The sequence below is a fragment of the Pseudomonas cavernicola genome (assembly GCF_003596405.1).
GTDB lineage: Bacteria > Pseudomonadota > Gammaproteobacteria > Pseudomonadales > Pseudomonadaceae > Aquipseudomonas > Aquipseudomonas cavernicola.
Map to the genome: position 1 here is coordinate 612,045 of NZ_QYUR01000008.1, position 14,784 is coordinate 626,828.

Annotated in this window: 9 protein-coding genes and 1 pseudogene; 2 read left to right on the forward strand and 8 right to left on the reverse strand. The window is 57.6% G+C overall.

Going from position 1 to position 14,784, the window contains the following annotated elements; translation table 11 throughout:
- Positions 1–169 precede the first annotated feature (169 nt).
- The gene (locus D3879_RS26750) at positions 170–340 is read left to right on the forward strand and encodes a hypothetical protein (RefSeq protein WP_177412488.1); all 171 of its coding nucleotides are present in this window, start codon (positions 170–172) and stop codon (positions 338–340) included.
- A 423-nt stretch (positions 341–763) separates the two neighbouring features.
- On the opposite strand, the gene D3879_RS24815 is transcribed toward D3879_RS26750, so the two are convergent.
- The 8 genes and pseudogenes from D3879_RS24815 to rsxC all read right to left on the reverse strand — a co-directional run bounded on the left by D3879_RS24815 (position 764) and on the right by rsxC (position 12,999).
- Positions 764–5,299: a tetratricopeptide repeat protein gene (locus D3879_RS24815; protein WP_119956833.1), complete on the reverse strand. Its 4,536-nt coding sequence runs from the start codon at positions 5,297–5,299 to the stop codon at positions 764–766.
- Positions 5,300–5,442: 143 nt separating this feature from the next.
- A complete protein-coding gene (locus tag D3879_RS24820) occupies positions 5,443–5,871 on the reverse strand; it encodes a HEPN/Toprim-associated domain-containing protein (RefSeq protein ID WP_119956834.1) in 429 nt (142 codons plus the stop codon).
- A gap of 307 nt (positions 5,872–6,178) precedes the next feature.
- The gene (locus tag D3879_RS24825; RefSeq protein WP_119956835.1) at positions 6,179–7,345 is read right to left on the reverse strand and encodes a hypothetical protein; all 1,167 of its coding nucleotides are present in this window, start codon (positions 7,343–7,345) and stop codon (positions 6,179–6,181) included.
- Positions 7,346–7,720: 375 nt separating this feature from the next.
- Positions 7,721–8,848 (reverse strand): hypothetical protein, encoded by a 1,128-nt coding sequence (locus D3879_RS24830; RefSeq protein ID WP_119956836.1) that lies wholly within the window; start codon positions 8,846–8,848, stop codon positions 7,721–7,723.
- A gap of 10 nt (positions 8,849–8,858) precedes the next feature.
- A complete protein-coding gene (locus D3879_RS24835) occupies positions 8,859–9,992 on the reverse strand; it encodes a nucleoid-associated protein (protein ID WP_119956837.1) in 1,134 nt (377 codons plus the stop codon).
- Between the two features lie 418 nt (positions 9,993–10,410).
- Positions 10,411–10,590, reverse strand: a pseudogene (locus tag D3879_RS24840) (tyrosine-type recombinase/integrase); the annotation flags it as partial.
- Positions 10,591–10,648: 58 nt separating this feature from the next.
- On the reverse strand, positions 10,649–11,602 hold the full coding sequence (locus D3879_RS24845; RefSeq protein WP_119956838.1) for an RnfABCDGE type electron transport complex subunit D: 954 nt from the start codon (positions 11,600–11,602) through the stop codon (positions 10,649–10,651).
- Positions 11,599–12,999, reverse strand: coding sequence for an electron transport complex subunit RsxC (rsxC, locus tag D3879_RS24850; protein ID WP_119956839.1), 1,401 nt, complete (start codon positions 12,997–12,999; stop codon positions 11,599–11,601). The genes D3879_RS24845 and rsxC overlap by 4 nt, the downstream gene beginning before the upstream one ends.
- Before the next feature lie 365 nt (positions 13,000–13,364).
- Here rsxC and D3879_RS24855 point away from each other — a divergent pair, with 365 nt between their 5' ends.
- Positions 13,365–14,378 (forward strand): FAD:protein FMN transferase, encoded by a 1,014-nt coding sequence (locus tag D3879_RS24855; RefSeq protein ID WP_119956840.1) that lies wholly within the window; start codon positions 13,365–13,367, stop codon positions 14,376–14,378.
- The last annotated feature ends 406 nt before the right edge of the window (positions 14,379–14,784 follow it).

Sequence of the window (14,784 nt, forward strand, 5' to 3'; positions counted from 1 at the left end):
CGTCCCTACGGCGTGTGCTGGTCAAGTCGAATGCAAACGGTTGTCAGCACGAATGCAAATGACTGGTCAGTGGCAATGCAAATGAGTGGTCTAGTGCAATGCCCTTACGCAATTTCAATTGTGCAAGACTAAGATGGCACATCTATATTTCAAGGCACAAGAGGTGTCTATGAGAAGCAAACAACAGAATCCAAAATCCGCTCTGATTGCGAAGTTCAGTGTTGAAGCGATTCGACGGGGCGGCTCCGTTTCGAGTAACCAGCGTCGATTTTTTAAGGTTGCTGCTGAGCTCGGGAAAGAGCTAGAGCCAGTCGATGTTTTATCCGGCGCACGTGCATAACTCTTTCTGGCCCATCCAAAAAAAACGCCTCCGCGACTTATACCCTAATCGTCCATAGTTAAGATGTAAGCCGGCCAATGGGTTACCAAAGAAAGGCTTAGATAGACAACGACACATGTATGTATAAATACATCGAAATACATACAAACTCGAAAGGGCCAATTCTTAATTGGCCCTTTTTTTCGAACTTCCCTCTGCCGACATAAATAGAGGTCAAGCGACAGCTGACGACCGAGGCTGATCAGGCAATTGCATTCGTATTGACCACCGCTTGCATGCGGCTTGAGCAGCACAAGCCGTAGTGACGATGCTCCTCCGCCTCTGGGAGCACCGCGCTGATCGTGCTATTTGGGCTCGTCCGAGAAAGAGTTCGTGAGACAGCATAAGGCGGCAGCTGAGTAATCGCCGAACTTAACGCAAGTTCTAGAGTTCGGGCGGTCCTGGGATCGGCTCTTCCGTCGCGAAAGTAGCTGGGGTGTCCTCGGGCTTGCTCCTACGCTTGTCGTCTTGAACCGCCTCCTTCGGAGCAGGATCCTCATCTTCGAGCACGCCAGCAACAAACCACGGTATCACCGTGCCATACAGTACGGTGGCTTTCACGGCAACGGACTTCATTGGATGCTTGGTCCGTGCTGCCGCGCGAAGCACAAATTGCGCCACATAACGGCACTCTGCCGCATCCTCCCGAGTGAACCCGAGAGCCCAACAGAGGTAAACGGTGGAAGAGTATATCCATTCGGCCGGGCAACTATTGTGACGAAGCAACGGCTCGACGAGGTACTCGACAAGCTCAAGAACCACCCCCAGTTCGCAGTTGCCCCGTCTGTAGAGCCAACCGATGAAGTTCAGGACAACAAGGGCCGCCGAGCCGAATTGGACCGTAGGGTCACATAGGTAGTCACGCAAGCTGTTGACGCCGATGGTAAGCCAGGAGTTCCCCTGGTCCATCATGGCCGTCAGCTCTTGCACGCTGAGCGACACGAAGGTTCGCCGCCAGAAGAGCATCTTGAGGACGGAGAGCGAATAGTCGAGAGGACGAATCTTCTCGTTAGCCGCCATGTAGAACAGCAGCTCCTGAGGCCAGACCGACCTCACGCCGAACAGGAACGCGACCTTCTGAAAACGATCATCTAGCGTCAGCAGGCTGGCCTTTTGCTCCAAGCAAAGCAGCAGGGTCGAGTACTCCTCCGTACTCAGCACCTTGTTCATCCGAAACAGATTGGGCTCCACGACTTCCGGCCCATAGGCCGGCATGATGATGCAGTGGTCCTGGGTGGCCTTGCTAATCGTCTGCAGGAACTCTCGCTCGCGGTGCCAGTCTTCCTTAGTGTTTTCACGGAACCCGAGATGCCCCTCATGCGAGAACATGGTTCCAGATTCTCTGAACATGGAGGATTCCTCGAGCTTGCGCGCAACTGCATCACGCGTCGCCGAGCTGACTAGTACCTTCGGAAGGTGTTTGAGCACCTCCAGGTGACCCAGGGTTGCGAGCTCGGTCAGCATCGTGAGGTCAACTACCCATACGGCCTCCGTCTTCAACAGCTCTTGCAGGGCATCATGATTCTGGCTCCACCCGGTTCCGACCTCGAGTTTGGGCCCGTTGCTCGACCAGCCTCGCACGAGGTCGATGACGTCGCAACCCAGCCGCTGCGCGATGATGCCCAAAGGCGCCGGATGTTGTTTGTAGAGGTCCAGGGTCTGGGTGGCAAACTCCACCCGCTTCTCTAGCTGACGCCGGATGAGGGTCAGGTCCGGCGCACCGTCCTCTGCAGTGGGCAGGGACAAAGCCGTCATGTACTTGGTCGGGCTGAGTGCCGTGTTGATGCTGTTGTGGGAAGCCTCAATCAGACGGCGATGCGAGGAGTATAGCTGCGCCACCCTGTACGTTTTGGTCTCACCGAAGTGGTCTTCCACCTTAATGGAGTCGTTCAGGTGTAGCCCAAACAATCGCTTGGCCTCGGGAGCATCCGGGGAAACGAATTCTTCGGTGGCAGGAAGTCCTTCGATGCCGTCAGGGTCGATGGTCAGACGACGTTGGCCCCCCTGGGCGTCGGTCAGAACTACGGAGGTACCAGGTCCAACCACCTCTGGCACATCTTCAAGTTCCTTGAGCGGGAGATCCGTGAGTAGGACAGATGTGAGGTGCAGCGCCGCCGCTTCTGTGTCCCCCATATGAGTGCGCTTTGCCTTGTAGAGGCGCCTCAAGCCCTTCATGACATGGCCATGCCGGATTTCGGCAGAGGCTAGCTGAGCCATTTCTCGAACCGAACCCAACAACTCTTCCGGAGCTTCGCCAATTACAGTGTCGAGGTTGGACTGCTCGGTGCTCGCCGCAGCCAGGATGCGCAGAAGCCAGGCAGTTGCTCGCTTCGGATCCGCCGTCATTTCATCCTCGGCGAGGGTGGCCACCATCGACCAATCCCCGGCGACCTGGCTGAGCTCGAGCGCCATGTGACGGGCGTCCTGTGATAGCTTCCAGGCCGGCTCCATCGTTCGGAGCAGTTCACGGGCCTTGGCACGTTGCCCTGTGCGCAAGTAGCAAAAGAGCAGGTCAGTGTGCAGCTCAGAGAACGAGTTCGCCGGAAGAATCCGGGCGTAGAGCGCCGCCGCCTCGGCATAGCGCTCACTGTGAAACAACAGCTGAGCACCAAGGTACGTTTCACCCTGTTCGGGGCTGTCTATGGACAGCTCGGCCACTCGGTCGATGTATTGCTTGGCCAGCTTCTTGTCACCACCAGGCACGCGGTGGGCACGCGCCGCGAAAACAAGGTCAGTGATGGACGTGCTGGCAGGTGTGACTCCGGCCACTGTCACTTCTACTCGAAGCTCCTCGGAGCGGCCATCCCTCAACAGCAGGTCCCAGCGCATGACGCGAAGCGTTCGGTTCAGTCGCTCTGCGTCCGGAGAGGCTGTCCTCCGCTGCCCCTCTGCCCAGGCTGCATCGAGCTTTTCGAGGTTCCTCGCTAACACGGCAGCCTGCGCATATGCCAACAGTCCGTCATCCGGAAGCTGCGGCAGCGACGCCTCCACCCGAATCAGAGCTTCTTGCGGGCGATCCAAGTCGCACAAAGCCTCGATTTCGACCCGAAAGAGTGATTCGTCAGAAGCCGCACCAAGTGCTCTGGCTTCCTCAATGAGCGCCAGGGCTTCTTGCGGTCGCTCTGTTAGCAAGTAGGCGTAGCCCAGGTGTGTCAGCGCCGCGGCCGCTACTCGCAGGTTCTGAACGGGCCACAAGGATTTCGAACGGTCGGCAAACGCCGCGGTCGCTTCGTGGAGCACGGCGCGCTGCTCCGGAGGCAGCATCCGAAAGCCAATGTTCAGGTTGTTCTGCATGGCAAGCTGCAGGGCATACCGCAGGAAGGCTTCTTTGGTGAAGAACGAGGCTTCTTCCATTGTCAGCGCCACCTTGGCGGTTTCGAAGGCGCCGGCGAGGTCACCTGCGCGCTCTTGTGAGGTTGCCACCACCTGCCAGGCGAGGGCTTGATGGGCGTGCTCCTTTGGAATGTCCGCCTGGGTGAGCTTGTCGCCGTTGAGAATCCGTGCGTTGGTGGCGGACACCCAAACCACCAGCGAGTCAGGGAAGCGGTCCAACGCTTCCTTGCCGGCTGCAACAGCCTCCGCGACTTCGTTCTTGAGCATGTGGCCGCGAATGCGTGCAGCCGCAAGCTTATCTTCATCGTCACATAGGGTCGCTGACTTGATGAAGTCATCTGCGGCGCCCGTTGCGTCGTCATCCATATGCCACCGGCACATGCCGCGCAGCAAGTACCACAGCGCCCGCTGGTAGTCGTCGAAGTCCTTCATGTCCTGACCCAGCATCTTCAGTTGGGCCATTGCATCACTGTAGCGGTATACCTTCAGCAGGTCGTTGATGCTGTCCAGATGGCGCGAGACGAGCTTGTTGAGTGAGCTGGGGCGAGCCGCTGGCACTGCATCCGGATAGCTCGGCTCCTGATGACGTGCGGCAGCACCGGGCACCAGGAAGGGGCCAACCGCAGGCGTGGCCAATCCCTGACCTTCGGTACTGTGCACCGCAAGACCGAGCTGCACCGACTGTTGATGCTTACGCATCACCCGGAAAGTGTGGAACTGCGTGCTCAGTTGAACTCCGATATGGCGGCCAACGGTGGCCAGGTCCACGTCGCCGCCGAGGCCATTGAGCTCGGCGCAGGCCTGTACCAGGTGAGCCCATACGTGGCCGGTGTCCGAGTTTGGCACGTTGGCCAGCGCCAGGATTTGCTTCTGGAGGGCGACTTCGTTAGTCGAGTCTGAGTCCAGGTCGTGATGGACGAACTTTAGGTGCACGACGAACTGGTGCAGCTCCTCGAGCGTTACTGGTGCTTTATTGAACAGCTCGGCGGCTGCCTTGATGGCAGCGTACGCTTCCCGGTTGCGTTCGTTGCTAAAGCCTTCGGCGTGAACCTTTTTCTCCCAAGATGCGGCATCACTGGACGAGCTGGCCATACTGGAGACCTCTACCGCCGGGTCCATCGACTTGGCGCTGGCACTCTGGTACACGATGAGGTTAGTGTCCAGGCCCCTACGGAACGTCGGTTGCTTGAAGTCGAGCCACGCCAACCCGATGGCTTCTTCGAAGGTGCCGTTCTTGGTGGTAGGCGTCAGGGCCCGCTTCATTTGCATCCGCAGCGTCCCGGTATCCCCGTTGGGAGCCGCGATGGTCAGGACTAGGTCGTCCGTATTGTGCTCATGAACTCGGCCCTGGAAGGTGAGCTTGACGATGGTGAAGTTGTCCGGAACGCCCACGCAGGGCATCTCCGCACACATGGCCAGGAGCCTGACGGCTTGTACTCGATGCTCAAAAGAGACGCCGCGGGCACCAGTGGCTTTGGGGCTGGAGACTTTCTTCTGGAGCCCGCGCTTCTTCTCGGCCAGCTGCTTCGCCTGGTTATCCTTCGCGCCTCGCTGGCCTTTAATTTTTGGGGGCTGGTCCTTGGGCATACTCATCAGTTTTTAGAAAATTAAGCACATTATCTTAGCAAGGCACTACCCGCGCATGCGTTGGCCAGCCTATGTTGCGGCGCTAGCATGGTACAGATTCTGGCGGCGGTGCAGTGACCAATCTGCAGGGAAAATGGGCACCCCTACCCGCTAGCAAGAAGTGGTTGACTTGAACCGGCAAGGCCGGTCATTGGCTCGGAATAGCCGGCCAGTTGCACCTCGCTCTTGGCCTTGATGTGGCGATGGCCGTGCGGCGTCGTCCCCAATGCCTTGCCCACCGTAAGGCCGATGCGCTTGCCATTCGGCTCAATGGCAATCATGTCCAGGCAATCCCTCTTCATCTGAGCAAGCTGTCTGTCAAACTCTTTCTGAAGACTCGCCATGTTGTGGCCATCCAGCTCCAAGCGGCGCCGTAGAGTTGCACCCGACATCACATATTTGTAGATGAGATCACCCGTGACCGGTTCCTTCTCAAGGACCCGTTCCGATTTTCGGAAGTACCAGATGTTGAAGTGGTTCTGCGTCTCGATGAGGCTCATGCCGCCCAATCGAATATCAGTCCAACTAGACATTTCAAATCCTTTTGTGCGATCAGGGAGGGCTCAAGAGCGCGAGGGAAGAGCCGTGGGCAGTTATTTCTAAGGATAGTCTGAAGAAGTCATGTATTTCTGGTCGACTTCAGCCCCCGAGTAAAAGGGGACGGATTTACTTTTCCTACTCTAATCAGTTGCTCCTGACTGGCAGCTTAGGGTCGACTAACCATTGCTCTTCAGTTGCAGCCATCCGTGGCCGGCGGCTGGCGAGTCAAAATGGACACTAACGTTCGATATGAGCGGCGCCCCAAGGCTCAGCCTTTGAGACTCCCACTCGATGGAGGTGTTAGCCGTCCTCGGGCCAGTCCCCAGGTAGCCCCAGCACGTCGCTTAGTGTCGAGCCTGGATGCCATTGCATCTCTCGTTCGTTAGCGACCGCGTGTGGCATCGTTTTCAGTGCTTCAGGGAGCGGGTTTGTAGCCCACGGATTGAAGTAAATCGTGTGACGGCGCGAAGCGAGCGAGTATGCCGTGAGATCGTTAAATAGCCATGCACCACTAACACACCTCGCTTGGGGGCCCGACTTACCAAACCAAGCTCCATTTGGTGCACGTTTAAGCCTAGGCTCCTTCTCCGGTTTTCCAACGGCCAACACGTACTGTTCCTGCCCGAAAAGTGCTTGAAGCTCGTCAATTCTGTCGAGATGAAACGAGCCGAAGTTCACAGCCACCAAGAGTGGCTTGTCTAGATGGCCGTACTTTGAGCCTTTGAACTTGATGGCGTCCCGAATCGGGGTCCACTCGTCGATGAGTCCTGCACCGCCATCAAGTAGTCCAATCAATGTACGCGCGTTGCCGCGTCTCTCGGGCTTCAGCGGAATGGCACGGAGGAGGACTTGCCACTCTTCATGCCCCCAGCTGAATGTGGGGGCGGAATACAATCCATCACGATCGATTTCGGCTTGAACTTCATCAGGGTCGAGCGAATCTAGCCACCTTAGCGCGGCAGTGAGCAGTCGCTTACCACTTGGCTGAGTGTCGGGCACGCCTTCGTGCTCAACAGCAACCATGAAATTGGCGTGACTTGCCTTAGCCAAGGCATCGAGCGTTGAGCCAATCCTTGCCTCTGCTGCTGGATCAGTATCGTCATCAGCAGAAGCCAGAACGGCTTCGAGATAGAATTCTTCGCCACTCGGAGCTATCACATGAAAGTCTGGGCGCGCTTTCGAACCGTTCGGGAGCTCGGGGTGCGGACGCAAGGTGTAGCCAAGCCGGACAAGAAATGCGTGGAGCACAAGTTCAAATATCGACGACTTGAAGTGCGTGTCATTTCCGCTTCGAACCCGAGTGACTAACTCCGCAAGTTCCTCTTCCGGATAACCCATCGCGAGTGTTTCCAAGAACTGGCGGACTCGTTCAATTTCTGGCCGAGCCGAGCGATCCAAAAAGCCGAATTCACTCTCTCGATTTGTTTTCGCACTTGAGTCGTTGCGCTGATAGTTGGTGAATAGCATGCTCTGACTGCTTACGTGGAGCTAATCGGCCGGTGCGGATTTTCTCGTCGGTCCGGTTAAGCGCAGGGTTGCCTCTTCTGCAGGTCCCCTGCTGCGTAGTGTTTTGGCTTGGCGGAGAGTAGTGCCAAGATACCTGCTATCAACCGTCACCATCTTAACCTTGGTAACTGTCCGCTTCTGGCCGGGCTGCGCCGGTCACGACCGGCACGGATCGACCCACAGCAGTCGGTCGTGACTCCTACGAAACCAGGTAGCGACTCAGTGAACATGAGCGTCGTGATCTCGCTCTCATCAATGCCAAGGATGGATCCACTGAATATTTTCTAAGCCTAGTAACAACGCGGTACGTTACAAACCTGAGCTTCGATTCCGACATCAAACCAGATTGGCGCGTTCAAATAGCACGAGGCTCACCAACACTAGAATCAGCCAAGATATTCGGGTCAATGTGCGCAACCTGGATTTCGCCGCAGATGATGAACCTGAAAGCTTGGATCTGGAGCGATTTATCTCTTCCTTGATCTCGTCAATGCCCACGACCACGTCATCGTATTTGGATACTGACTGCTCAAACTCTTCGCCCAGCAAATCGATATGACCAATAACGTTGCTGTTGAGGGACGCGATCATCCATGTCGAAATCAACAGGCCAACAAAGACCACAAAAAAATCCCAGCCGGTAGTCGTAGACTTCAGTATCGCGCCTACGGCAACCACTCCTCCTGGTATCGCAAATGCCTTGGTCTGCTGAGCCATGATCGCGTCTTGGACCTTGCATAAAAATCCAACGCGTTCACTCTCAATCCCGGCCAAGATTTTGTTCACCGAAAACTTGCTTACATAAACCTTGTAGCGCTCGGTGTAGCCTTGATAAAACTTGCCCAGCGAGGACATCAAGAATTTGATGTTTCGGCTGTCTTCTTCCTTGAAGAAGTCGATCAAAGCTTCTCGCATGACGTGCCGCCGCTCATCGCAGTGGACATCATCTTCCTCGCCGACAGCCGACTCTAACGTCTTGGCGCGCTTAGCCCAAGCCTCGTCGACATCAATCGACATCAGTTCGCTGTAGCTCATTGCGTACCGGACTTCCAGCTTCGTGAGGAACGATTCCTTAGAGCTGAAAAACACGTATTTCATCGGCTGGGCCTCATCACCTTCGTGATGACAAAGGGACTTGAGCATTGAACGCAATGAGAAATACACACCCAGCCGGAGGTTGAATGACGCCATCCCTTGTGCATCCATCCCGATCACATAGTGGTGCTCGGGCTTTGTCGCCTTAGTCCGTACCGCATGCCATAGAGCCTCGGCATCAGCGAAGAAAGGGATATAGCGGTCAGTCCACGCAGCGCTCGTCAAAAGGTAAATATGATTGCCAATGCGCTCCAGACTTTGAGGGCTTTCGCAACCGTGTCGAGTCAGAAAATCATTGATTTCTGCGTCGTCCAGCGACTCAGCATTGAGCACCAGTTGATCGTCATCCAGTGAGATCCGGTCTAGCATCCGTGCACCCTCAAATGTTCTCTGCACCTATGCCTTTTAGCTTTTCCGAGACATCGCTTGGCAGCTTTATCGTCAGATAAACGAAATCCTTATCAACGCTCAAGTCAGCGCCCTTGTCACCAATGGCCACAGCATCAAGCTTGATGCGCCCGTCAAAATCTCCAGACGGCAGTTTGACGTCGACGAAGCCCATATTTTTCGCGGTCACACTGGAGGGCTGGAATTCTTCACTGACCTTGAAACGCTCTGAGTTTTCAGAAATAAACTTGGTGAGCCCGCCATGGTGTGGGGATTTCGATGGCAAGCACTTATCGATTTCACGCTGAATTTCCGAAAGGTGCACCCTTTCCCCCGCTCTGTTTTCAATGTAATTGACCACGCGGGTGTGGATTTTTCGCCTATCGGCTGCCGATAGGTCTTTCGCCTCCTCAACAAAATATGCTGCCAGCGCGCTCTTTAGGTTGTCGACGCATACCTTGCCTGGGATGGAGTCGGAGCAGCCTAGGGCAGCGTTGAAAAACTCGCTCTTGGAATTTCCCTTGATGAAGTAGAGATATGCCTCCCCTTTATTTTCGGGAAAGCTAGACGCAAAGGCGGTCAGATCCATGCATGCAGCCTGCCTGAAGTCCTGGAGGTTTAAGCTTTCCGTGCCTTTAGGGGTGAGATTGTCGTTGTCGTCAAAATCATAGCCACCCTTCTTACCCAACATTACAACCAGGACATGATCACGCTCTTGGAAGTCCTGATAGTGGGCAAACACGACATAGCCCTCACTGAGGGAACGGCGCGCAGGATCGTTCGCTTCATGGCAAAGCCTATCCATTACTCCGGTGACGAAAGCATTAAAATCGGCGTTGGTGCAGTAATTAGAGAAGTTTTCAGCCGCCGAAACGATGCCTGGATCGACATAACCGTAAATTCGACCGCTGCGTGAAAATTTCTTACCGATCAAATTGACGAAATCCACGCAAACGCTGGATTTCAGATTCCAATCCTTGCCTTTCTTACTGTCATAGAAAGTGAGCCCTCCGAGGGAGGTTTTGAAAAACCTCGCAGCGCAGGCACTCACCACCACGAGTGATTTTTTCTCTACTTCTTCACTGGCCGCTTCAGCACCAGCTACGTTTTTGTTCAGATCATCCATGCCAAATCCATCCGTGAAACCCACCGGAAATGCCGGGGTGAGAGAGCCATGAGTTTGTGTGTGTTCGATGATAGCACCTTGATCTCACACACACGTCACCTTGCCCGCGAGCAATCGGAGTGTGGGTCAAGTAGACAATAATGCAAACGGCCACGCTTTTGATCTAGCTGAGCACGCGACTGAGCTTCAAGAGCAGCAACGAGCCCTAGCCCCATTCCGCGCAGCGAGGACTTGAATACAGCGCGGTTCTCTTGCAGAACTGGATCCTCGACAGAACTGCGACTTAGGCCACAAGCAGCGAGGTCGGGGTACTAGCATGCGAGTGCTTCCCCAAAGTGGTCGGTCAGGTTTCGATGGCGGTGAGTGGCTGCTTCTGGCCGGATAGCGACGGTCTAGATGCGACCGTCGCTATAGTTAGTTACACCTCTGTCTGCTCTGCCAGTTCCAGGGCATCATCGACCTCGATCCCCAGGTATCTGACGGTGCTTTCAAGCTTCGTATGACCGAGCAGGAGCTGCACCGCTCTTAGGTTCTTCGTCCGGCGATAGATCAACGAGGCCTTGGTGCGGCGTAGCGTATGAGTGCCGTACATCGCCGGGACGCGGGCTACTCGCTGCGCTCACCCTTCGCGCCCGCCTACGGTGCTGCGCACGCTCTCAGTGCCAGGTGTTCGCTGTGTACCAGGGGCGCTGTATGCGCAGCACCAACCGGTCGATCTGCGGCACCAGCAGGTTGGCGGCTAGCACGGCGAAGCAGAGACCATCGGCATAAAGCCCGAATTCGCGAATCAATTCAGTCAGCGCGCCAATGGCCACGCCGAAGAGGATGCGACCGGCGCGTGTATCGGGACTGGTGACCGGATCGGTGGCAATGAAAAAGGCGGTAAAGAGAAAGCCGCCGAGACTGAGGCTGTACAGGCTTTCCAGTGGGCTATGGCCGGCTGCCAGGCACAGCAATACCGTGCTAGCGAGCATCGCCAGCGGAATCTCGATTCGGATCACCCGTAGGACAGCCAGTATTAAACCGCCGGCAATATAGCCGTACCCCGACAGATTGGGGGTGATCAGTGTGAACTGGTTCTGAGCCAACTGAGTGGCGCCGGCGAACGCATCGAGGTTAAGGCGTGGCGCCAGCTGTAGCTGTTGTAAAAGAACCGCCTTAGCGTCCAGGGTGAGGGTCCAGGGGGCATAGTTCGATGGCGCGGGGTACAACTGCTGGTAGAAGCAGATGGCGATGATCCCCAGGCCAACCATGGCGGGGTTGAGACGGTTGCGACCAAGGCCTCCACTGCCGTGTTTACACAGTGCGAGAGCGGCAAAACTGGCCAGGGCGATCATCCACAGCGGCACCAGCAGCGGCAATGCCCGAGCCAGTATCAGGCCTAGCACCAGCCAGCTCAGGTCGCTCAAACCCTCGCGTACATTACGTCCGCGCAGGCGCAGCAGGCCGGCTTCGAAGCCCAAGGCGAGCAGCACACACCAGAAGGTCTGCAACCAGACCACGCTGCCAAACTGCCAGGCGTACAGGGCGGTGCCCGGCAGGAGACACAAGCTGACCAGCAGCATCACCGTGCGGAGTCGGTGCGGGGTAGGACGGCGTATCAGGCTCATGGACGTAGCTCCGTCTTGCTCTGGCGGAAGCGTTCGCGCAGCGGCAGATTGCTCGGACAGGTGCTGCTGCAGCTGCCGCATTCGATACAGGCATCCAATCGCAGCTCCTGGAGGCTGGCCTTGTCATAGCGTTCGGCGGCAGCGTAGAGATCCAGCGGTCTGAGCGCCATCGGGCAGACATCCACGCAGCGCGTACAGCGAATGCAACTGCCTGCGGGTTGGGTTGCCGGCAGGTAGCGCTCGGCGCCGAATATCAGGCAACTACTGGTCTTGCTGATGACGGCAGTGGGGTCCGGTAGCGGCTGTCCCATCATCGGGCCGCCGACCTGGGTCAACTGGCCTTCGGGGGCCGCGCCAGCAATCGCGCGCAGTGCGCTGACCGGGTAGCCCACCGGCACCTCGACATTCCCGGGGCGCTCGCAGGCCCCGGTCAGCGTCAGCACGCGTGATATCAGTGGTTCGGCGTGGAAGATGGCCTGTCCCAGTGCGTAGAGCGTCGCGACATTCAGCGCCAGTACGCCGATATCGGCGGGCCGGGCCCCTGGCGCCAGGTTGCGGCCACTAAGGCTCTTGATCATCAACGGCTGTCCCCCTGCCGGATAACGCTCCGGTAGCGGACATATCTCGACCCGGGTGCGCGCCTGGCGAGAGGCGGCACGTAACGAGGCCATCGCCTCGGGTTTGTTGGTTTCGATACCGAAGCGGGTCAGCGTTATTCCCAGCAGATCGGCGAGATAGTCGGCGGCCTCGATCAGCGCCTCGGCGCGTTCGCGCATGAGACGGTCATCGCAGGTCAGGAAGGGTTCGCATTCGGCACCGTTGATCAGCAGCAGGTCGGGGTGCTGGGCGCCGGCCAGCTTGAGGGCCGTCGGGAAACCCGCCCCACCCAGGCCAACTATACCCATCTGCAATGCCCGTTCGACCAGCGCCTCGGGCGTTTGCGGTAGCCCCAGCACCGGGCGTTCGATCCACTCATCCAAACCATCTGCGTTCAGAATGACGGCCATGACCGGCTCGGCCGAGTCGGCCGCGAAGGCGAGACCAATCTGTTCCACGATGCCGGAGGTGCTGGCATGCACCCAAGGGGTGTTGTCATCGCCGATACCGATCACCTCGCCCTTGCGCACATGCTGTCCCGGCTGCACGCAAGGCTCGACACATCGGCGACCCCGCTCAAGCGGGATCGCCAGCTGTATGTTTCCGACTGCGACCGGGGCAATCGGCTTGGCGTTGGATAATTGCTTGTAGCCTTTGAGCTTGAGCCCTCCGTGCCAGCTGCGCTGTGAGGGTGAGGCGATGGCCAGCAGGCGGCGCCAGAAGGGTTTCTGTTGCGGCTGACGCTGGGCGCGGACGTGGTTCTGCATGCGCTCGACGCTCTGCAACGAATGGCTAGACATGTTCTGTCCTCCAATTTTTGGGTATAAAACACCCCTATGCGCTAATGCACATAATGGTTTTTTGCTTCCGGGACGTTGAGCGAAAAGGGAGGGGGGACACTCGATCACTCCCGGGACTCAGAGCGCCGAATGGGTGATTTGTTCAGTTTTTGATCGGGTTTGCTGATGAACGGTAGGCCATCCCACGCGGGAGCGTGGGAACGATGTTAGGCCGTGATTGGGGCGGGTTGCGCCAACTTGTGGGGCGTGCTGGGTGCCATTTCCGGCAATGCAGCTTTACCCTCCGGTAAACAGTTGGTGCCTGCAGTTCGGGTAAAATACCGCGCGCCGCGAAGGGGCGGCCGGGATCAGCGAGGTGTCGATTGATGCGCGCAAGCCTACTGGTGATGCTGTTGACGTTGCTGTATGGCTGCGGCGAACGGATTGAGCGCTTTTCCGGGTCGACCATGGGGAGCACTTACTCGATCCAGTACGTACCCACCACGCAGACGCCTGACTCGCAACGAGTAAAGGCCGAAGTCGAGGCGATACTCGGGGCGCTCGACCAGCAGTTCTCTACCTGGCGCGGCGACTCCGTGGTTTCCCGCTTCAACGATCTGCCGGCCGGCGCCTGCCAGGCGTTGCCGGAAGATATGCGCCGCTTGCTGGCGTACGGGGAGTTCCTGTTCCGCGAGAGTGGCGGGGCTTTCGACCTGACGGTGCAGCCATTGATGAACCTCTGGGGCTTCGGTCCGCAGTCACGGGGGGAGCAGGTGCCGGATGCGAGCGCGCTGGCACGGGAGCGGGCACGGGTAGGGCAGCAGCACTTGCGCCTGGATGGCGAAAAGCTGTGCAAGGATGTGGCGGCGCAACTGGATTTCGACAGCATGGTCGCCGGCTATGCGGTGGATCGGGTCGGCGATAGGCTTTCGGCTCTGGGTATCCAGGCCTATCTGGTCGAGATCACCGGCGAACTCAAGGGGGTCGGCCGCAAGCCGGATGGCTCGCCCTGGCGCATCGCCCTCGAGGTGCCGAGCGGCGGGCGCGAGCAGCACGTGGAGCGCGCCATTGCACTGGATGGCTACGGCGTTTCCACCTCCGGCGATTACCGCAACTATTTCGAGGAAGGTGGCCAGCGCTATTCGCACACCTTCGATCCACGTGTCGGCAGGCCGGTGAAGCACGCGCTGGCGGCAGTGACGGTGGTCGACCCTTCGGCGCTGCATGCCGATGGCTTGTCTACGCTGTTGATGGTACTCGGCCCGGAGGAGGGTTATGCCTTCGCCGAGCGGCATGACCTCGCCGCCTATTTCATCATGCGCCAGGGGTCGGATTTCGTTGCCCGGGCGACGCCGCGATTCGAGTCGCTGTTTCCCGGGCAGGGCAAGACGATGCGGTAGTTGAAGGAAAACTCGCCTACCGGTCGACCAAGCGCTAATGTGCAGCGCTTCGCGGAGCGACTAGGATGGTGTCCACTTAAATAGGCGGACACCATCTCTTAGCGTGGCGGGGTTAATCCAGACGGGATGCCCGGACGGTTACGGGCTTTCTGCCCGACAAGCTTTCCCTTGTTCCAAGGCTGATGGCTACTGGTGGCTATGGTGTGCATGGCTTGTCCTCCATGTTGAGGGAGGACAAGGATGGGACTGTCTCGGTGAACGGGCGCTATCCGACGCAAAGCTGCCACAACGTCGATCCTCAACCCGAACAGCATTGCACTGCTGTCCCTGGAGCTCTTCTACACCAGGACTAACCAACGGCGAAGCGGTGGTGGATAGGGCATGGGCGAAGCTCATTCAGAGCCTC